Genomic DNA, 19,508 nt, shown 5'->3' on the forward strand with positions numbered 1-19,508 from the left:
AAGGGGGGATTCCACGCGTGGCCGCCCCTGGCGAGAGCGGCTACCGTCGAGAAGCGGATGAATCGGATACGCATAAGGCTTCGGGCCGGTGCCGAAACGTGCGCCGTGCCGTCACCTCGTTGCGCCGGTGCTGCCACAAGGAGTCACGATGGATACCTTGCGTCCTATGTCGGCGATCGATTCGACCGAACGCATCGAAGACGTCGTCGCCAAAGTGGTCCAGGAGTGCCAGAACGGCTTGCCCAGCCGAGTGCTTTCCCTGGTGGCCGAGGTGCCCTGGAATGAATTGAACGAGCGCATCATGCATTACGCGGACTGTACCGAGGCGCCGTACTCCTGCCGGGCGACCGGCATCGATATATGGGTGGCGCGAGCGATCGTGACGGTGGAGTGGCTGGCGGGTACCGTCCTCGTATGCGGTCACCGCATGGGCCCGCCGGTTCTGGCGGACCACGATCACAAGGTACTGCCTTCTGACGGCGCGGCCGAAGTCTGGCGGCAGGCCGACCGGTTGATGGAGCTTGTGTCCGGGGTGTCGACCGAGGAGCCCGGCCGTATCGAGGGATTGTTGAAGCACGACAGCTGGCTGGTCGCGACCTTGGCCTCCGACGTGCTCAACCGCATGGGAATACCAGCGGTTCCGCAGTTCGTGCGCGACCACGAACCACATCTTGAGCCCAACGGCCCTGCGGCCACCAGCGTGCGGCCTGTGGACGGCAGATTCACCGAGACCTGGGAATCACGGATCAGCGTCGACGAGTACGCGCTCTTCGAGGCCACTCACCCCGCGTATGCGGTGCAAATGGTGGAACTCGGCCGCATGGTGCGTACGCATTCCCGGCAGCGGGCTGATTCCATCCTCGATGTGGGCAGCGGGCCCGGTCTGCCGACGGTCATGCTCGCCGAGATGTTCCCCGACGCCGATATCGACGCGGTGGAACCCAGCGCGGCGGCATTCCCGCACTTGCTACGGAACACCTCACGGCACCGCATCACCGCACACAACAGCGGCATCGTCCAATTCTCCGGGCGGGACGACTACCCTCTCACCGTGTCCGTGGGAGCCTCGCACCATCTGGATACCCGCATGTTTCTGCGCGGTATGAAGCGACACACCGCGCAGGGCGGTCTGATCATCGTTGCCGATGAGATGATCGGGAAATTCACGTCCGCCGATGAGCGATCGCGGATCATCGCGGACCATCATCTCGCTTACATCGAGCAGACGCTCGCCCATATCTGTGAAGAGGACCTTCCGCCGGCAGAGCAACGCAGGCTGCGGGCCATCCGCGACGTCGACCGACGAGCGCCGGGAGCTCTGCACGAACTCCTCGACGAAGTGCGCCGTGACCGGGTCTTCTACCGTGGCGACGACAGTCCATGGCATCGCGTGCGGTTCACGGTGCTGGAGCTCGAAGCCCTGGTGGCCGGCATCGATTACGACGTCGAGCGCAAGACCTACCCGGAGAACTTCCTGGCCCTCGCCGAGGACGAAGGGCTGGAGGTCATCGCGCACAAGCGCGTGCACGCAACCTTGGGGACCAGCGATCTCGACGCGGGCACGCATGTCGTCGCGCTGCGCAACGGGTGCTCGTCTGACGCCGCCACCGGGCCGTCATGACGGCAGAGCCAAACGGCTATCCCGCTCAAGTCTCCATCGAGAGCCGGGAATGCAGCCCACAGCTCCTGGAGCGACTGATCGGCGCGACACTCTTTCCGGAGCGTCTGGTGGGCTCGGCGATCATCAACACGGTGTGCCGAGCCGGCGGGCGTCTCCTCTATGTCACGGCGCCGCCGATGCTCGAAGCCGACCAGCAAGTGGACTACTACCTCGGGCTGCCGGGCGGTGGCCACGACAGCGGCAGGGCCCGGGTCCACATGGTGAGTCTGGATGATGCCACCTCCCGCTGGCTGAGTGAGAAGGTTCTCGACCCCGAAAACCCGCAGGCTGCACAGGTTCGCGAGGTGATCCGCGAGTTCGTGGACAGAGAGCGGCGCAACGGCGCGGATGTCCGGCTGAGTTACTTCGAACCGTCCAAGCCGCTGGAGCGCTTCGCCCAGGCCCTGGGAGTGCCGGGTAACCAGTCGCGCTCACCCCACATCCCCCTGGGTACCAAGCACGCCGGACGCCAACTCTTCACCAGCGTCGGCATCGATGTCCCCGCGGGCACCGGGCCGTGCCGCAACACCACCGAACTCGCCGAAGAAGTGGCCCGGATGAGGCTGTCGGGGCATCGCACCGTAGTGATCAAGCTCAACAGCACCGCGTACGGGGGCGGCCTCGGCAATGCGTTGCTGGATCTCGGTGACCTCGTTCCTCCCGGGACGCACGACGATGCCGCCCTGGCCGAGCAGGTCCTTGCCGCGCTGCCGCAGGCCACCTTGGTGGACACCAAAATCACCTGGAACGACTTCGCCGGGATGATCGAAGAGTCCGGTGCCATCGCGGAGGAATGGGTCGAGGGCGGTGCGGCCCGCAGCCCCAGCTTCCAGGGCAGGCTCACAGACGAGGGCGGGGTCGAGGCGGTCTCGACCCATGACCAAGTGCTCAGCGCCCACAGTCAGACCTATACCGGGTGCTTCTTCCCGGCGAGCGTCGAATACCGGCGGACGCTCATCGACTACGGGCTACGGATCGGCCGGGCCCTGCTGGAGCAGGGCGTCGACAGTGGCGACTACGGAGTCGACTTTCTGGCGATGCGCACCTCTGCCGGATGGCGGCTCCTGGGATGCGAACTCAATCTCCGCGCCACGGGCACCAAGCACGCCTTCACCACGGTCACGGGGCTGCTCGGGGTTTCCGCCACGGAAGACGGACGGTTGCTCATCGATGGTTCGGAGCGTGCCTACGAGGCGTCGGACAGCATCATGGACCCCCGCTATGTAGGACTGCGCCCGACCCAATTGATCCGCGCGGTCGCCGGATCTCGCCTCGGTTACGACCCCACACGTAAAAAGGGAGTCGTGCTGCACATGATGAGCGCCGTAGTCAGGTACGGGAAATTCGGCGCGGTATGCATCGGCGAAAATCAGGCGGAGGCGAGAGCCCTGATGCGGAGTCTTCGTGAACTCGTCAACGGCCTTGCAGAGCCGCAGGCATCGAACGGCGTCCTGATCGGATAAGGCCGGCCACTACGTGGCGAGTTGGCCGTTGATCCGGCCCCGGGGGTGTGGGGGCGGCCGCACCAGACCGTGCTCGACGAAAACGCCGCACAGGATCTGGCGCCCGCTGGTGCTAATTTAGGTACAGGGAGGTTGGAAAAATGGCGTAGGCGCCTCCTTCGGGCGGCCCCTGCTACCAGGGAAGCGTGTAATAATGAATATTCTTCCGTCCGTGATCGAAGCCATCGGCTCCACGCCCCTAGTGCGGCTTGACCGGATCACAGAGGGGATGAACGGGGCGATTTTGGCAAAGCTGGATTACCTCAATCCAGGTCTATCCAAAAAAGATCGCGCGGCCAAGTGGATCATCGAGGAAGCAGAGCGGTCGGGCCAACTCAAGCCAGGGCAACCTGTGGTCGAGCTCACCAGTGGAAATATGGGTACCGGGCTTGCGATTGTATGCGGCATTAAGGGCTATCCATTCATTGCAGTCATGTCAAAGGGAAACTCGCAGGAGCGGGCGGACATGATGGCGGCACTCGGGGCCGAGGTGGTCCTGGTCGATCAGCTGCCGAACTCCATTCCGGGGCAGGTCTCGGGTGGAGACATCGAACTCGTCGAAATCACGACTCGCGAGATCACTCGGGAGCGTGCGGCTTTCCGGGCCGATCAGTTCGAGCGTGACGGCAATTGGATCGCTCACTACAAGGGGACTGGTCAGGAGCTGTGGGGGCAGAGCGGGGGCGACATCAGTGGATTCGCGGACTTTATCGGCTCCGGGGGGACGTACGCCGGCGTGACGAGGGCGCTCAAGGAGCATGATCCCAGCATTCGGTGCTACGCGGTTGAACCCTCAGGTGCTGCGATCCTGGCAGGCCAGCCCGTGACGAGCCCTGATCACCCGATCCAGGGCGGCGGCTATGCCATGGGCGACCTGGCCTTCTTGCGCGGCATACCCATCGACGGGTTTGTTCAGGTTACCGGGGGCGAGGCCAAGGCTGCTGCGCGCAACCTCGCGACCAGGGAGGGAATTTTCGGCGGGTTCTCGTCCGGTGCAAACGTTGCAGCTGCCCTTAAGTTGTTGGAAGGGGAAATGCTGGGAATGACCATCGCGGTGGTGATCTGTGATTCTGGGCTTAAATACCTGTCGACGGATCTCTGGACCGACTCTTGAAAACAGCTGGACCGACTCAGGGGGCGGCCGCAGGGCCCCGGGGAGAGTCGCGTTCGTCCGATTTGCTCATGGGATTTCGTGGAGTGTGAGGGCGATGCCGCCGACGCCGCCGAACCGTGATGCGGTTTTGCAGGCGTTCCAGGCCGGTGGCGCGGGCGTAGAGGTAGACGGCGGCGACGATGCACCGTTCAGCACAAGATGTCATCCGTAGCGTGCCAGGGCTTCGGCGAGCGGGTGGTGGCAGACCTCGCAGACCGGCTGGCCCCCTTGCCGGGGCACCCGCCGCATGGGTGGCGGGGCGTGCTCGTGGCGGCGCCGGGCCTGTCGGGTGGCGGCTTCGCGCCGCCACCGCTCGGCCTGTTCGCGCCGCCACCGCTCGGCCTGTTCGTGCCGGCGCCGGGCTTGGTCGGCGTCCCGCTGGATGCGGGCGGGCTCTTCGGCCAGGCGCTCTTTTATGGCGGGCGGGAGCGGTCACGCCGTCGGAGTCAAGGCCGAGGTCGGCGAGCGGGAAGCGTTCGCGGACGACCGGGTCGCCGGGGCAGGGGGATGGTGAAGCCCGGACAGGTGCAGGTCCTTTGTCCACCACTGCGGGCCTCGCGTGTGCGGCTGCCCCAGCCACCCAGCAACGCGCTTCTCCAAGGTGTCGGGAAGAACGCGCCAGAGGGGAAGGTCACCAGGAGCTCACCGGTCGACACCCGCACCACGACCGTGCCGACCGGGTCCTCCGGACGGTCTGTCGCCTCCCGCGGCGTGACCCGGTCCCCGGGCACGAAACGCCGGGAAGCAGCAGAACCCCCCAGTCGTCCTTCTCCAGACATGAGTCGCGTCCGTTCGGGCCCTTCTGCCCGTTGGTCCAGTAGGCCGTGATGATGTCCTTCTGGCCCATGTTCTGTCCAAGGAAAGTGGAGTCGACGCAATCGACGAACACGCACATCGTGCGCTTCTGTGAGCCCTGCTTACAGGGATGGCGGTACAGCGTGTCGGCATCGCTCGTCCGAGAGGCATCGCCGTGACCATCGGGTACGAACTCGCGAACCGACGTGTCACCCTGCGCCTGAACGGGCACCTCCCGCACGTCCACGACGGCGTGCTCGCCATGACGGTTCCCGCGTCGATCGACGCTGACCAGCGCACCGGTCCAAGGAGCAGCGACCGGTCACCCGCTTCAGAGCGAAGATTCATGCACCAAGGCTCTCACCGCCGTCATCGAGCAGCGCGCGGATCCCGGCCCGATCGATCGCGTAGACGCGGGACGAAGTGGCCGGTCACGTACTTGGGTGTGCCGGGCTTGAGCAGGCCGTCCAGGGCATGGAGTTCGCAGGAGTTGGTCTGCTTGTCGCTGGAGTGCCGCGAGTACAGGCGGTCGGTCACGCGCCGTCCCCTCTTCGCTTTTGCGGCAGAGTGCCGGATCGCGACCGCAGGGGGCCCCACTGGAGCACCCCGCCCGGCTCGACCGGGTGGACTCAGTTCCGCGGACTCAGTCCCGCGCCTCGCGGAACCGCTTCACCACCGCGCCCGCGCCCACCGCCAGGATTCCCACCACCGCCACGGTGCAGAAGGAGTCCGGAGTCTGCCAGCCACCGTTGACCTCGGACAGGAAGGCCGGGTTGAAGAACTCCTGCCGATACAGGACCCACGCCAGCGGCAGCGTGAGGACTGCCTGGGCGACGGCGCTCCAGACCGCCAGCGAACGCGTCCACACCCGCACCGCCCGGATCGCGTCGAGCGTCACGAGGCCGACGAGCCCGGCCAGGATCGGCCAGATCCAGCCCGACCACAGGCCCGGGTTGAGCACGTCGAGGCGTGTGCCGCCGTCGGTCCGGTACGGCTGCGCGGTGTGCTGCCAGACGATCAGGGCGATCAGCAGCGCGTGCCACGCCACCGCGGCGTAGGCCGCCGCGTCGCGCTCCTTCGGCACGCGGCGGTCGGGCAGGTCGTCGGGCGTCCAGGTTCCGCCGACGGCGCCGGCCCGCTCGATCAGGGCGAACACCACGGTGAGCCAGGCGATCATCTGGGCGCCGGCGGAGAGCACCACAGCGACGGCTCCGGCGATCACCTCGCCGACCCCCTGGCCGTCCAGGACGTCGAGCACCGCGGTCACGGCGGTGACCACCGGCAGCACGGTGGACAACAGGACCGTGAGGAGTCGTACGTACGTCGGGTAGAGCCCGGGCCCGATCAGTGCGAGCGGCCGGTCCGCGTACCGGGCGGCGAGCCGGATCGGGTCGCCCATCTCCGTGAGCACCTCGCGCTCGGCGGCCTCCGGGCCGGCCGGGCCGCGGGCCTCGACGGTGTCGGCGATCGTGGCACGCAGCTCGTCGGCCACGTCGCCGCGCTGGTCGGCCGGGATACGCCGGACGACCTCCGCCACGTAACGGGCGGTCGGCGTGCCGGTGTCGGACGCATGCGACTTACTCAACGGTCCCCCTTGGTCAGTCGTGATATCGCGGCGCCGAGGTCCTGCCACTCGCGCAGCAGTCCGGTGCGGACCCGAGCGCCCTCGGGGCTGACCCGGTAGAACTTGCGCGGCCTGGACTCGTCGGTGTTCCACTCACTGATGAGCAACCCCTGCTTCTCCAGGCGGCGCAACAGCGGATAGAGGGTGTTGCCGTCGACGGTAATCCCGGCATCGCCGAGCGTTTCCAGGAGCGCGTAGCCGTACTGCGGCTCCTCCAGGAGCGCCAGGCAGGCCAGGACGACTGTGCCGCGGCGTAGCTCCTGGGCCTGACTGAGGATCAGTTCATCGGTGCCCACACAGGACACGATACTGTGTGTCGCACACCAATGTCACCCCCACAGTATTGGGAGGTGCTGGAGACCGCCCCCGCGACTTCACCGCGAAACCACGGGCCCACCCCCTAACATCAGGGCATCGGACCCTCGGGTTCCCGTTGAGAACCCTTCAGTTTTCGCGAACTCGCGGGGGTCTCCGGGTGTGAGTAGTTGAGCAACAGGAAATCCCGGCGAGATTGATCTTGCTGGGATTCCCCTACTCCAAAGAGCGCTCGGGGCGCTGTGCCCGGGTCGGCGTGTTGTCCTCTTCGGGATCCGCGGGGCCGGGCCAGGGGCCGAAGGGCCCGTGTTCTCCAGGTCCGGTGGCGCCGAGGACGCCGGGTCCCTTCCAGCGGTGGGGCGGCATGGGGTTCACCGGGTGTCTCCGTTCCGGCCTGTGCGAGCAGTTGGCCACCACGTCGTCGGAGGCGTCCTCGGCCTGGCGGGCCAGGTCGTCCAGCACAGTGTCGCCGTCGAGGGCCTGTGCAGTTGCGGTCGAGCCAGGCGGCGACGGCGAGCACGGCGAAGAACATCGCGCCCATGCCGTTGGGGTCAGGCCGACGACCTCTACGAGCTGGTCAGCGAGCGGCAGGGCCGGTCCTTGATCATCACAAGCAACCGGGCGCCCAGCGACTGGTATCCGCTCTTCCCCAACCCCGTTGTTGCCGAATCCCTCCTCGACCGGCTGATCAACACCAGCCACCAGGTCATCATGAGCGGCCCCAGCTACCGGCCGAACAAACGGCCCAAGAACCACACCGACAAGACCACGGCCAAGTAGGTCACCGAGGCTCATCGCACCCGGTGGTGCGTGCACCAATGCAGTGGCGTTCTCCCGAGGTCGCAGGGACAATCCACGGATGCGTGATCGAATGTGGTTGCCGACCGGGCTGCGTTTACGTCCGTGGGAGTCATCTGATGTCCCCGTCGTGCTGGAGGCGTTCGCAGAACCGGTGATGGAGCGGCAAGCCGACGCAGCCATCACCACAGCCGCAGACGCCGAGCAATGGGTCCAGCAGCGGCAGAACCAGTGGCACCAAGAGGTGGCCTACGGCTTCGCCGTCACCGACAGCACCAACGTCGCGTTGGGCGGTATCGCGGTCGGCGACCTCAACCCCCAGCACGCCACCGGATGGGTCTCCTACTGGACCACTGCCGCCGCCCGCGGCAGGGGCGTGGCATCCCACGGCTGCCGGGCGGTGGCCAATTGGTGCTTCGCCGACCTGGGACTCTTCCGGCTGGAACTGGGACACCGCACCAACAACCCTGCTTCCTGCCGGGTCGCCCTCGCTGCAGGCTTCGCACCCGAAGGACTGCAACGGCAAAAACTCGCCTACGACGGCGTCCGCTACGACGTCGAGATGCACGCACGACTCGCGACGGACGCACAGCCGCGATAGCCGACAAGCCGTCTCACAGAGAACCGGAGAAGCCCCAGCATCAGGCGAGCACCTGGGGAATTACGCCGACATGGGCGTGGGGAATATCGCCGACGTCGACACCGACTGCTACCACTTCCGCGGTGACCCGGACTGCGTCGAATGGGCCGAGACCCACGGCCTGAAGGCCAGCGACGTTGGACGCTGCCCTCTGTGGCTCGGCCGGCGCGCGAGCCGACGCTGCGCCAGCCAGACCCGCCAATGCGCCCACTACGGCAATGCCAACAGCACCTCTGACAGCAGCTGGATGGATCACACCACCGCCTGGCTCAGGACGGCGAGCCTGCTGTCCTCACCACTGCGCCCTACGCCGTCAGCGCCCGGGACTGCCCGCTGAACGTGAACTCGCAGGTATAGCTGGTGATCGCGGAGTAGTCGGGCCGAGGGTCCTGGATCGCGTAGTCCACGAAAGGGTGCTGCACTGACACGATCAGTCGGCCGCCGGGCCTGAGCACGCGCCGCATCTCGGCCAGCGTCGGGCCCCAGTCCTCCAGGCAGTGCAGCACCAGCCTCCAGGTAGTGCAGCACCAGCGACGCGACCACGTCGTCGAACGCACCGTCGGCGAACGGGAGGGGGGTCGCTCAGGTCGACCACGTGCAGGGCCGCGTCGGCACCGAGCCGCCGCCTGGCCAACGCCAGCATCCCGGCGCTGGCGTCAATGCCGGTGACGTCGGCACCGCGGTCGCGTAATGCAGCGGACAGGCGTCCCGAGCCGCAGCCGGCGTCCAGTATCGGCGGCCGGCCACGTCTCCGGCGAGGGCTATCATCGCGGGCCGCTCGTAGTACGTGTTCAGGAGGTTGTTCTCGTTGTCCGCCGCGTACGCCTCCGCGAAGCTGTCGTAGTCATCCGCCTGGGCCGGATCTGCACGCTGGGCGAGAGTCTCGGGCATGTCGGTTACTCGGTCCATCGTCGCAGCCTGGTGTTCACATGATCCGCCGGGCACAACCTAGTCGAGTCGGCCGTCGCCCGCCCTCGACTCCTCAGTCGATCGATCCCCAGGCCCGGTACGGCCGTTGCGGCTCGGGGGCGTTCTGGACCGCGGCAGGTTCGTGCCGCCTGCGGGAGCGGTGCTTGAGAAGAGCAACCAGGCCCGCTACGAGACCCCCAGCAAACGGGAGGAAGAGCAGACCGGCCATCACCAGCATGCCGATACCCCCCACCTCATTCCCGTCCCGCAGCGCGCCAATGCCGGAGACGATGAAGATCACGATGAGTGTGATGGGAGGCAGGAGCCATGGCCACCAGTTGGGCTCAAGGGTCTCCCGGAGAGCTGCGTACCAGAAGCGGGCGCACCACCAGGCGACCACGAAGGTCGAAAGCGCAAGTGCGGCGAAGGCGATCATTGGCAGAGGGCGGTCTGCGCTGCTCGCAGCCACGATGGAAAACACCACCCCCATCAGAGCCATGAAGGGTCAGCGTCCCTCCCACGATGAGGCGTCGACTACGGGGGCCGCTGAGTGCGTTGGACGGAATGTACATGACCAAGCACCCTAGGGCCTGTCCGACGGATCATGCCGGTCACGCACCCCGGGGCAGGTGTCAGCGGCGCACGTCGACGATCCACGGGAACTCGTGTGGGGTCGCCTCGTACACGGTCTTCCACTTACCGAAACGCGCCGGTAGATCCCGCCACGGGACTCCGGGATTCGAGGTCGTGCTCCCAGACCGGCGTGTCGAACGCGAACAGCCGCTCGCCGCCCCAGACATCGTTGACCAGCACGTCGAGCCGTCCCTGCTCGGCGTCGATGCGCTCGGCCAGCGCACGGACCTGCTCGGCCCCGGGTGGTCGGTCGGCACCGCGATGCCGGTTCCGCCCGCGGCGGTGACGAGTTCCGCGGTCTCCTCGATCGTCTCGGGCCGGTCGCACTCCGAGCGCCGTTCCCGAGCCGTGCGGCCGGTGACGCAGACCGTCGCACCCGCCCGCGGGCGAGCAGCACCTGAAGCGCCGGCGAGTGGTCGGCGCAGTAGTCGAACAGTTCGCCTACGAACTCGGGGGAATGCGGTCGGCGTTCAGTTCGACCTCACCGGCGAGCCGGTCGACTGATCGGCGAACTCGGCGAACTCGGCGAACTCGGCGACAGCGAGGATCCGTTTCTTGGCGGGCGTGGTATCCCGGGGCATGGCATGAGCGGTCCGTCACACTCGTATCGAACGAACCGGTTCGCGTGATACTTTGCGCCGGATTTGACCAAGACGGCCCGCAGAAGCCGTCGGCACCACGGGGAGCGAGGACAACGGGGAGGAAACCAACCATGTCCGCATCGTGTGCCGAACCTGCCAGCAGCGTGAGTCGAAGGAACATGCTGCGGACGACCGCGGCCGCCGGACTGGCCGGTACGGCCGCGCTCACCGCGGCGCGCTCGGGGACGGCACAGGCCGCGGAACAGACCATGGCACAGGCCGGAGCGGACGGCCGCAGCGGGGTACACCTGCGGTGGCTCGGCGTAGCCGGCTGGGAAATGGTCTTCGACGGACACCGGCTGCTCATCGACCCGTACCTCACACGCCAGCAGTACGCGGGCCCCGACGGCACGATGGACATGCAACGCCCACTGGAGGTGAACTCGCGGATCATCAACTGGGTCCTGAGTGAACACCTGGGTGGCGCACCGGAGTTCATCCTGGTTACCCACGGGCACTGGGACCACCTCGCCGACATCCCACCGCTGCTGAACCATCCGCAATGGACCGACCAGCAGATCCGGGTCCTCGGCGGCGAAACGCACCTGAACCTCATTCGCGCGATGGGGATCCCACCGGAGCACGAGTCCGACCTGGTACTGGTCACCGGCGGCGAACACCTGCGCTACCCGCTGCGCAGCCCCGAACGGCCGCACCCCGACTACACCATCGAGGTGTTCCGCAGCCTGCACAGCCAGCTGGGCGGTTACGGCTTCGCCCCCGTCGGCACCCTGACCACTCCACCGGAGAAACCAACGAAGCTCGGAGAGCTGTTCGAGGGCGGCTCGTTGGGCTACCAGGTCACCGTGGGCGACCGGCTGCGCGTGATGTTCCTCAGCGGCACCGCCAACTTCGCCGAGCGGGAAGTCGCCGGGGCCAGACCGGACGTGCTCGTACTCGGCGCGAGCGGCAACGCGGCGGTGCACGACTACTTCGAGCGCGTGCTCCAGACGCTGGGCTGGCCGCGGATCGTTGTTCCCTCCCACCACGACGACCTGGTGACCGCCCTGGACGACCCGGAAGTGCACGACGGCGTCAACCGTGAGATCGTCGCCACCTTGCAGAACATCATGGGCAACCGGGGCCGCGTCCTCGACCCACGCCACCTCCAGCCATTCCAGCTCTGACATCGATGATGTTCGTGGTGACTCCGCTGGCAGGTCCGCCCCGAGCTCCGACAGTCAGTGGCCGGTCACGCGGTCGTCTTCTTGTCGGTGGGGGGAGCGGGCCCAGCTTGCGCGCCTCGGCGATCCACCGGCCCGCAGTTGCCCCGGACTTCCCCAGCGGGCCGCGATCGCCCTGCGAGGTGGCGTCTTGTTGGCCACTGCCCACCGGTATACGCGGGCTAAGGCCCGTGCGTGTTCGTCCCCTCCCCCGTATGGACGCGCAGCGGCCTCCGGCGCTACCGACTCGCCGAGTGCCTTGGTCTTCTCCTCGGATGCCGACTTCATCAGGCGGCCGCAGGGAAGGCGGCGCTTGAGGGTCGGTGTCATGCTGACAGCGGCGAGGGCTTCATCCGTGATGCGCACGTAGAAACCGTTGAGTACAGGCTGGCCCGCACGTAGCGTGTCGGCCACGAATGAGCCGTAGAGCCCACCACTGATGCGCAACCAGAACAACGCCACGGAGCACGCTCCGTGGCCTCGGTACATCCGTGCCCGTGAAGGCCACGACCCTAGTCTGCCGCGCAACGTTTCCCCCCGCCTTCTGCTGCACTTCGGCCACCGCACCCGCATCGTCACCGCTGCCCTCCCCACGCCATCGAGAACGGCGAGCCGGAGCACAGCAAGACCGCGTCGAACACCACGCACCAGGCCCATCCCCGAACACAGCAACCCCCGCCGGAGCCAGCCGACGCGCCCCCTTCCCTTGAGCCCCTCAGTCGGTACGGGCCGATTCAGGGGCGGCCGATTCGGCCGCGGTGGCGATGTTGCGGGCCATGCCGCCGAAGACCGCGGCGTGGAAGGGGGCCACGCCCCACCAGTAGGCGTGCCCGGCCAGGCCGTGCGGATGGAACAGGGCCCGCTGCCGGTACACCGTGCGCCCCTGTGGATCCCGGTCGACGGCCATCTCCAGCCAGGCCAGGCCAGGCAGCCGCATCTCCGCGCGCAGCCGGAGCAGGCGGCCCGGCTCGATCTCCTCCACTCGCCAGAAGTCCAAGCTGTCGCCGACCCGCAGCCGGGTCGCGTCCCGGCGGCCCCGGCTCAGGCCGACACCGCCCACCAGGGTGTCCAGCCAGCCCCGCAGGGACCAGGCCAGCGGCGAGGAGTACCAGCCGTTCTCACCGCCGATCGCCTCCACCACCCGCCACAGCGCCTGCGGCGACGCCGCGACCGTGCGCTCACGGTGATCCGTGTAGAGGCTCCCGCCCGCCCAGTCGGGGTCGGTCGGCAGCGGGTCGCTGGGGGCGCGGGGAGTCGAGGCCGAGGACCACCTAGTGGCCACGTCCGCCTCCTGCACGCGCCTCAGAGCCAGCCGGATCGCCCGGTCGAGGGTGACCGGGCCCTCCGGCGGGTCCGGCACGTAACGGACGATGTCCCGCTCGGCGCAGACCACCTCGTGCTTCAGTGACTCGACCAGCGGGCGCGCGAGAGCGCCCGGCACCGGGGTGACCAGACCGACCCAGAGGCTGGACAACCGGGGGGTGAGAAGCGGAACGGGCAGGATGACCCGCTTCGGCAGCTCCGCGATGGCGGCGTACCGCCGCATCATCTCCTGGTACGTGACAACATCTGGCCCGCCGATGTCGAAGGCTCGGTTCACGTCGTACGGCAGCCGCGCGCACCCCACGAGGAGGCGGAGCACGTCGCGGACGGCGATCGGCTGGATGCGGGTGCGCACCCAACTCGGGGTCACCATCACGGGAAGCCGCTCGCTCAGATGGCGCAGCATCTCGAACGAGACCGAACCCGAACCGATGATCACGGCTGCCCGCAGTACGGCGACCGGCACGCCCGAGGCCAGGAGGATGCGGCCCACTTCGGCGCGGGACCGCAGATGGGGTGACAGTGCGTGCTCGGGTACTCCGGAAGGGCTCAGCCCGCCGAGGTAGACGATCCGCCGGATTCCGGCGGCACGCGCCTGCTCACCGAAGATCCTGGCCGCGCGCCGGTCGGTCTCCTCGAAACCCCGCCCGGTGTCCAGCGCGTGCACCAGGTAGTAGGCGACGTCCATTCCCTCCATGGCCGCGCGCACGGACTTCTCGTCCGTCACGTCCCCGCGCACGGCCTCCGCCTGCGCGGCCCACGAATGGTCCCGCAGCTTGCCGGGCAAGCGGGCCAGGCAGCGCACCGAGTACCCGGCGGCCAGCAGCTCCGGCACCAGCCTGCCGCCCAGGTAACCGGTGGCGCCGGTGACCAGACAGCGCAGCGGCCGGTCGTCGTCGGTCATGCCGATCGCACTCGTGCCGGTCGGGTGCTCTTTGTCCGGCGACGGCCGGCGGACCGGGCCGCAAGAAACGTCATGGCTCTCATGTCTTCCCGGGACGTGCGCCCCTCCGAGGGGCTCTGTCGCTGTTCTCCTGAGCCCATGCTTGGGGCCGAGGACGAGCCCCGCAACCTCGCCGATCCCGGCCGGAGGGTGACAGCGGGTCGGCGCACGGGCTTAGGCCGGTCTGGCTATCGATGTTCAGGCGTGCTGGCCTGGAGGTTCGGCTGGTGGGCGATTCGACAGGTCGTCGTGTGGACGGGCCGAGCTCGGTATCGACCCCGGCTTCGATATCCGGGTCCAGGCGGCGCCGTTCGGCGATGCCCTCGGTGCGGACCGCGGTCCGATCGTGCATGCGCCCGGGGCGGGCGACCTGCCGGGCCAGGCGTTCCTGGCTCATCACCACGCGGCGGGTGCCTTCCACCAGGTAGGGCAACTACTACCTCTCCAGCCCTGACCTGCGCCGGGAGATCCACGGCGGCCTCCAGGTCGTGGAGAACCGGAGCAGCGCGAACATCGTCATCCGCTACGGCAAGTACGCGTCCTGACCGGCCCGGACAAGGGGCACGCCGAGACCTCGATGCTCGCCCGGCACCTGCTCCAGTCCGCGTTCGTGCACGTCTTCTCTGGTCCAGCAGGTCCGCGCCGAACCGGCCTGGGCGAAAAAGCGGACAGACGAGGACCGGCGCGGGCTGACCGCGCTGTTCTGGTCGAAGACCAACCTGTACGGAACTTTCCGCCTGGAGATGGACAAGCGGTTGGACCTCGGGCTGCCTGTCGCGGCGCCCCGACCGTAGTCCGCAAAGGCCGCCGCGGCAGTGGCCGCTATTCTGCGCCCGGGATGGGCGGCTGGCCCCATCGGGCCTCCAGCGTCGTCCGCAGGGCATCGACCCTGTCCTGGCCGATCCGCCCGGCGAGCTGCTCTTCCAGCCGTTCGAGGATGAGGCCGGCCCGCCGGTGCGCGTGTTCGCCTTCCTGGGTACGCCGGATCAGCCGCTGCCGGGCGGAGGCGGGGTGGGGAACCTGTTCGAGCAATCCGGCGGCGACCAGGCCGTGCACGGCCTGGTGCGCGGTCTGCCGGGTGACGCCCATGCGCCGGGCCAGCTCCGACACCGTGGTGCCCTGGTCATCCAGTACGGCGAAGAGCTGCACCTGTGTCGGGGACACCGGCGTGGCGCCGTCCGCTTCCAGGGCTGCCAGCAGTCCTTCTTCGAACCAGCGCCGGGCGTCACCGAGCAGTTGGGGGAGGTTGCGGCGGGTGGATTGCATCTGTTCCTCACGATGGCAGGAGGCGGGGACCGGGATCACCTCCGCGGTTTGCCCACCGGCATTATCTTATGTCAGGCTGCCTGACATTCTGTCAGGGAAGTCGGTCGAGGAGACTGCATGACCATCGAGTACGCCACCCGCTACCGGCGCGCTTCACGCATACCCGACGAGCCGGGCAAGCCCTACTTCATCGAGAAGGGCGAGGGGGACCGCGCCCACCTGTTCGGCGACCTGGTCACCATCTACGCCGGCGGCGAGCAGACCGAGGACACCTTCAACTTCTTCACCGTCGAAGGCCCCAAGGGCGACCTCATCCCGGCCCACCTGCACCCCGACACCCACGAGGTCTTCTACATCGCCGCCGGCGCCGTGCGGCTGTTCGTCGAGGACACCGAGGGCAACCAGCAGGAGAAGCTGCTGACCCCCGGCGACTTCGGCTTCGTGCCCAAGAACTGCCCGCACGCCTACCGCATGGAGCGCCACCACAGCCAGGTCGTCGGCGTCGCCGCCGGCCCCGGCGGCACCTTCGAGCGGTTCTTCGAAAACCTCGGCGCGCCCGCCGAGCACCTCGGCCTGCCACGCAAACCTGTCCTCCCCGAGCCCCACAAGTTCGCAACCGTCCCCGAACGGTACGACGTGCGCTTCCTGCCCGACCACCAGTGGCGGACCCGATGACGCCAACGGAGCCCTCGCTGAGGGAACTGATCGCCGCGCCCCACCCCGACCGTGCTTCCCTGCCGCCCGCAGCGCCCGGCGTACGCGAACTGCGCGGCGTACCCTACGGCGAAGTCGAGGGCAGCCGCCCGCTGGAACTCGACCTGTGGCTGCCCGAGACCGACCAGGCGGCCCGGCCTGTTCCGTTGGTGCTGTTCGTGCACGGCGGCGCCTGGCACCGGGGGCGGCGCGACGACATGGGCCTGCGCACACGCCACTGGGCTCCCAGCCCCTTCGCGCACATCGCGGCCGCGGGCTTCGCCGTCGCCTGCGCCGACTACCGGCTCAGCGGCGAAGCCACCTTCCCCGCCCCGCTCGACGACCTGCGCGCCGCCCTGCGCTGGCTCACCCTCCGCTCCGCGGAACTGGGCATCGACACCGAGCGCACGGTGGTGTGGGGAGAGTCCGCCGGCGGACACCTCGCCTCGCTCCTCGCCCTGACCCACACCGACCCTTCCCCCAGCCCTGCGAGCAGGGGATACCCCATGCCGGCCGGTGCCGTGGTCTGGTACGCACCGAGCGACCTGACCACCGCACGGGGCTGCTTCACTCCCGAAGACGCCGCCACCCCCGAGGCGCGCATGCTCGGTTCGGCCCCGGCCACCGTCCCGGAGCGGGCCCGCGCGGCCAGTCCCCTCGCCCACGTCCGCTCCAGCGCGCCACCATTCCTCCTCATCCACGGTGACGAGGACACTCTGGTGGACCGCTCGCACAGCCAGTCCCTCGCCACGGCACTGGAGCAGGCCGGAGCGCCGGTCGACCTGTTGAAGGTCACGGGGGCCGACCACGGCTGGCACCGGCTGCCCGATGCTCACATCGAGGAGATCTTCACCCGCTCCCTGGCCTTCGTCCGTCGCCTTCTGCCCTGACGATCTCGGGGGAAACTCGGGCGGTACCGGTCGGGCCGTGACATGAGCAGGGCGGCACGGGTTCTTCGGGTGTGAAGACGAAGTGGGCCGTGCGGCCTTGTCCCATCCTGCCTTCTGTGGTGTCTCCCGTGCGCATCTCGGCGGTCTGGTTGAGGAGTTGACCGGTCCGTGGCAAGCGCCGAGGGAGTCGGCGCTGTGCGAGCGGCGGGGCGGCGAGCACCGTCGGCAGCCCGGGGCCGGGGCAAGCACGAGCCGGTGTGCACCGACCGGTCCTGGCCACCCTGGTCCACCTGCGCACCCAACTCCCGCACGCCGCACTCGCCGAGCTGTATCGCCGAGCAGCTCCGTCTTCCCCCACCGAACCATCGCCGCCCTGGTCTCCGACCGCGCCGCCCAACGGCCACTCACCGCAAGCCGAGCACCGAACTCGTACCCGTCAGCACAATGGCCTGCTGAATCACCTACCAGCCCAATCTCAGGCCCAGCACACCCGAACATCAATAGCCGACACCGCGTAAGCGGGCTCGGCGGCGTGCGTGGGGGGCAGCATCCGGCCGGGTGGCCAGGGCGAGAGGTTAGGAGTACGAGCGCGATGACATCCCTTCCGGCCGACAGGAGGGGGCTGTCCCGGTCGTGTGACTGGTGGGCTCGCATGTTCAGGTGTCGCGTATTCGCAACCATGGCGCTCGCCGGCTCCCCGTGAGCCGGGCGCGAGGGGGGCGGGACTTCCGGTGACGCCGGGAGTGCACCAGGATGTCGCCCCTACGCCTTCGCCCGGCCCCACGCACGACGACCGTACTCGCCCCGCACGGCGCAGGGCCGCACGCCGCGTGCGGGGAGACAGGAGAATCCGATGGACATCGCCGCCGCCCCTTCCGCCGCCCATCCGGTCGACGCCGTCGTCGTAGGGGCCGGGCTCTCCGGCCTCTACCAGCTCCACCGGCTGCGTGAACTCGGTTTAACGACGGTGGTCTTCGAGGCCGGTGACGACATCGGCGGGACCTGGTACTGGAACCGGTACCCCGGGGCCCGCTGCGACGTCGAGAGCTTGTCGTACTCCTACTCCTTCTCCCCGGAACTGGACCAGGAATGGGAGTGGAGCGAGCGCTACGCGTCCCAGCCGGAGATCCTGCGCTACATCCACCACGTCGCCGACCGCTTCGACCTGCGCAGGGACGTCACGCTGCGCACCCGCGTCACCCGCGCCGCGTACGACGAGGACCGTCACGTCTGGCGGGTCTCCACGGACACCGGACGGACCGTCACCGCCCGGTTCGTCGTACTGGCCTCGGGCTGCATGTCGGTCCCCAAGGACCCCGGCGTCCCCGGGGCCGGCAGCTTCACGGGCGCCGTCTACTACACCGCCCGCTGGCCGCGCGAAGAGGTCTCCTTCACCGGCAAGCGGGTCGCCGTGATCGGAACCGGATGCTCCGGTGTCCAGGCCATCCCCGTCATCGCCGAGGAGGCGGCCGCACTCACCGTCTTCCAACGCACCCCGGCCTACGCGCTGCCGGCCCACAACCGCCCGCTGCGTGGCACGGAAATCGCGGAACTCAAGGCCCGATACCCGGAGTTCCGGCGAGCCCAGCGGCTGTCCAGGGGTGGTACCGTCTTCGAGCCGCCGACCCGGTCGGCCCTGGAGGCGGACGAGGCGGAGCGCAGAGCCGCCTACGAGGCAGCCTGGGGCTCGGGCCTGCTGAGCGGCCTGCTGCGCACCTACACCGACATCCTGACCGACGAGAAGGCCAACGAGACCGTGGCCGAGTTCGTACGGTCCAAGATCCGGTCGATCGTCACCGACCCGGCGACGGCCGAACTGCTCTCCCCACGCACGTTCCCGTTCGCCACCAAGCGTCCCTGCCTGGACACCGGCTACTACGCCACCTACAACCGGCCACACGTGACGCTGGTGGACCTGCGCACGACGCCGATCGAGACGATCACGCCCCGGGGCATCCGGACCTCGGACGGCAGGGAGCACGCCCTCGACGCGATCGTCTTCGCCACCGGCTTCGACGCCCTGACCGGCTCCCAGCTCGCCGTCGACATCGTGGGCAAGGGCGGCGTGACGCTCCGGGAGAAGTGGGCGGACGGCCCGCGGAACCACCTGGGGCTCGTCTCGGCCGGCTTCCCCAATCTCTTCACCGTCCTCGGGCCCCTCAGCCCGTCCGTGCTCACCAACATCGCGGTGTCCCTGGAACAGCAGGTGGAGTGGATCACCGATTGCATCGCCCATCTGCGGAGGAACGGCCTCACGGAGATCGACGCCGCTCCAGCGGCCGAGGCGGACTGGGGTGCCCACGTGGCGGAGCTCGCCGCCCGGACGCTCTACCCGGCCGTGGCCTCCTGGTACACGGGAGCGAACATACCGGGCAAACCCCTCGTGTTCCTGGCCTACGCGGGCGGGCTGGACCGGTACCGGGAGGAGTGCGACGCCGTGGCCCGGAGCGGTTACACCGGTTTCATCCTCTCTGCCACCTCCTCCTCATAGGCAGCCTCGCCCCGCAGCCCTGTTCCGCAGTTTTCCATTGTCCGGGTGTCGAGGGAGGTGGAGTCACGC

15 protein-coding genes and 3 pseudogenes are annotated in these 19,508 nt (G+C 68.4%); 9 read left to right on the top strand and 9 right to left on the bottom strand.

What is annotated here, in order from left to right:
• Positions 1-148: 148 nt before the first annotated feature.
• The 3 genes from K9S39_RS11185 to K9S39_RS11195 all read left to right on the top strand — a co-directional run bounded on the left by K9S39_RS11185 (position 149) and on the right by K9S39_RS11195 (position 4,276).
• On the top strand, positions 149-1,621 hold the full coding sequence (locus tag K9S39_RS11185) for a class I SAM-dependent methyltransferase (protein WP_248863205.1): 1,473 nt from the start codon (positions 149-151) through the stop codon (positions 1,619-1,621).
• The gene (locus tag K9S39_RS11190) at positions 1,618-3,123 is read left to right on the top strand and encodes a peptide ligase PGM1-related protein (protein ID WP_248863206.1); all 1,506 of its coding nucleotides are present in this window, start codon (positions 1,618-1,620) and stop codon (positions 3,121-3,123) included. The genes K9S39_RS11185 and K9S39_RS11190 overlap by 4 nt, the downstream gene beginning before the upstream one ends.
• Positions 3,124-3,334: 211 nt before the next feature.
• A complete protein-coding gene (locus tag K9S39_RS11195) occupies positions 3,335-4,276 on the top strand; it encodes a PLP-dependent cysteine synthase family protein (protein ID WP_248863207.1) in 942 nt (313 codons plus the stop codon).
• A 1,203-nt stretch (positions 4,277-5,479) separates the two neighbouring features.
• Here K9S39_RS11195 and K9S39_RS11200 read toward each other — a convergent pair.
• The 4 genes from K9S39_RS11200 to K9S39_RS11215 form a co-directional block, all read right to left on the bottom strand.
• The gene (locus K9S39_RS11200) at positions 5,480-5,647 is read right to left on the bottom strand and encodes a hypothetical protein (RefSeq protein WP_248863208.1); all 168 of its coding nucleotides are present in this window, start codon (positions 5,645-5,647) and stop codon (positions 5,480-5,482) included.
• 106 nt (positions 5,648-5,753) lie between these two features.
• The gene (locus K9S39_RS11205) at positions 5,754-6,695 is read right to left on the bottom strand and encodes an HAAS signaling domain-containing protein (protein ID WP_248863209.1); all 942 of its coding nucleotides are present in this window, start codon (positions 6,693-6,695) and stop codon (positions 5,754-5,756) included.
• Positions 6,692-7,030 (bottom strand): PadR family transcriptional regulator, encoded by a 339-nt coding sequence (locus tag K9S39_RS11210; protein ID WP_248863210.1) that lies wholly within the window; start codon positions 7,028-7,030, stop codon positions 6,692-6,694. The genes K9S39_RS11205 and K9S39_RS11210 overlap by 4 nt, the downstream gene beginning before the upstream one ends.
• A gap of 235 nt (positions 7,031-7,265) precedes the next feature.
• Positions 7,266-7,511: a hypothetical protein gene (locus tag K9S39_RS11215; RefSeq protein WP_248869235.1), complete on the bottom strand. Its 246-nt coding sequence runs from the start codon at positions 7,509-7,511 to the stop codon at positions 7,266-7,268.
• A gap of 90 nt (positions 7,512-7,601) precedes the next feature.
• Between K9S39_RS11215 and K9S39_RS43350 the strand changes: the two are divergent.
• A pseudogene (locus tag K9S39_RS43350) lies at positions 7,602-7,829 on the top strand (ATP-binding protein); the annotation flags it as partial.
• A gap of 79 nt (positions 7,830-7,908) precedes the next feature.
• Positions 7,909-8,448, top strand: a complete 540-nt coding sequence (locus K9S39_RS11225) for a GNAT family N-acetyltransferase (RefSeq protein WP_248863211.1) — start codon at positions 7,909-7,911, stop codon at positions 8,446-8,448.
• 362 nt (positions 8,449-8,810) lie between these two features.
• Here K9S39_RS11225 and K9S39_RS11230 read toward each other — a convergent pair.
• From K9S39_RS11230 to K9S39_RS11240, 3 genes and pseudogenes are all read right to left on the bottom strand, one after another.
• Positions 8,811-9,378: pseudogene (locus K9S39_RS11230) on the bottom strand (class I SAM-dependent methyltransferase); the annotation flags it as partial.
• A gap of 91 nt (positions 9,379-9,469) precedes the next feature.
• Positions 9,470-9,832 carry a hypothetical protein gene (locus K9S39_RS11235; RefSeq protein WP_248863212.1) on the bottom strand — a complete coding sequence of 121 codons (363 nt, stop codon included), beginning with the start codon at positions 9,830-9,832 and terminating at the stop codon, positions 9,470-9,472.
• Positions 9,833-10,134: 302 nt separating this feature from the next.
• A pseudogene (locus K9S39_RS11240) lies at positions 10,135-10,454 on the bottom strand (short-chain dehydrogenase); the annotation flags it as partial.
• 335 nt (positions 10,455-10,789) lie between these two features.
• On the opposite strand from K9S39_RS11240, the gene K9S39_RS11245 reads away from it, so the two are divergent.
• Positions 10,790-11,797, top strand: coding sequence for an MBL fold metallo-hydrolase (locus K9S39_RS11245; RefSeq protein WP_248863213.1), 1,008 nt, complete (start codon positions 10,790-10,792; stop codon positions 11,795-11,797).
• 751 nt (positions 11,798-12,548) lie between these two features.
• Here K9S39_RS11245 and K9S39_RS11250 read toward each other — a convergent pair.
• Both K9S39_RS11250 and K9S39_RS11255 read right to left on the bottom strand, forming a co-directional pair.
• Positions 12,549-14,060 (bottom strand): SDR family oxidoreductase, encoded by a 1,512-nt coding sequence (locus K9S39_RS11250; protein WP_248863214.1) that lies wholly within the window; start codon positions 14,058-14,060, stop codon positions 12,549-12,551.
• 861 nt (positions 14,061-14,921) lie between these two features.
• Positions 14,922-15,365: a MarR family winged helix-turn-helix transcriptional regulator gene (locus tag K9S39_RS11255; RefSeq protein WP_248863215.1), complete on the bottom strand. Its 444-nt coding sequence runs from the start codon at positions 15,363-15,365 to the stop codon at positions 14,922-14,924.
• A gap of 117 nt (positions 15,366-15,482) precedes the next feature.
• Between K9S39_RS11255 and K9S39_RS11260 the strand changes: the two genes are divergently transcribed.
• From K9S39_RS11260 to K9S39_RS11270, 3 genes are all read left to right on the top strand, one after another.
• Entirely contained in the window at positions 15,483-16,040 is a 558-nt protein-coding gene (locus K9S39_RS11260; protein ID WP_248863216.1) for a quercetin 2,3-dioxygenase, read from the top strand.
• Positions 16,037-16,948: an alpha/beta hydrolase gene (locus K9S39_RS11265; protein WP_248863217.1), complete on the top strand. Its 912-nt coding sequence runs from the start codon at positions 16,037-16,039 to the stop codon at positions 16,946-16,948. Before K9S39_RS11260 ends, K9S39_RS11265 begins: the two co-directional genes overlap by 4 nt.
• Before the next feature lie 853 nt (positions 16,949-17,801).
• Complete coding sequence (locus tag K9S39_RS11270) at positions 17,802-19,439, top strand: flavin-containing monooxygenase (protein WP_248863218.1); 1,638 nt, start codon at positions 17,802-17,804, stop codon at positions 19,437-19,439.
• Positions 19,440-19,508 lie beyond the last annotated feature (69 nt).

It is taken from the genome of Streptomyces halobius, assembly GCF_023277745.1.
Taxonomy (GTDB): domain Bacteria; phylum Actinomycetota; class Actinomycetes; order Streptomycetales; family Streptomycetaceae; genus Streptomyces; species Streptomyces halobius.

Coding starts and splice junctions, on each gene's coding strand:
- K9S39_RS11255 (WP_248863215.1), bottom strand. CDS start 15,365: ATGCAATCCACCCGCCGCAACCTCCCCCAACTGCTCGGTGACGCCCGG.
- K9S39_RS11235 (WP_248863212.1), bottom strand. CDS start 9,832: ATGATCGCCTTCGCCGCACTTGCGCTTTCGACCTTCGTGGTCGCCTGG.
- K9S39_RS11265 (WP_248863217.1), top strand. CDS start 16,037: ATGACGCCAACGGAGCCCTCGCTGAGGGAACTGATCGCCGCGCCCCAC.
- K9S39_RS11185 (WP_248863205.1), top strand. CDS start 149: ATGGATACCTTGCGTCCTATGTCGGCGATCGATTCGACCGAACGCATC.
- K9S39_RS11225 (WP_248863211.1), top strand. CDS start 7,909: ATGCGTGATCGAATGTGGTTGCCGACCGGGCTGCGTTTACGTCCGTGG.
- K9S39_RS11250 (WP_248863214.1), bottom strand. CDS start 14,060: ATGACCGACGACGACCGGCCGCTGCGCTGTCTGGTCACCGGCGCCACC.
- K9S39_RS11190 (WP_248863206.1), top strand. CDS start 1,618: ATGACGGCAGAGCCAAACGGCTATCCCGCTCAAGTCTCCATCGAGAGC.
- K9S39_RS11260 (WP_248863216.1), top strand. CDS start 15,483: ATGACCATCGAGTACGCCACCCGCTACCGGCGCGCTTCACGCATACCC.
- K9S39_RS11245 (WP_248863213.1), top strand. CDS start 10,790: ATGCTGCGGACGACCGCGGCCGCCGGACTGGCCGGTACGGCCGCGCTC.
- K9S39_RS11270 (WP_248863218.1), top strand. CDS start 17,802: ATGGACATCGCCGCCGCCCCTTCCGCCGCCCATCCGGTCGACGCCGTC.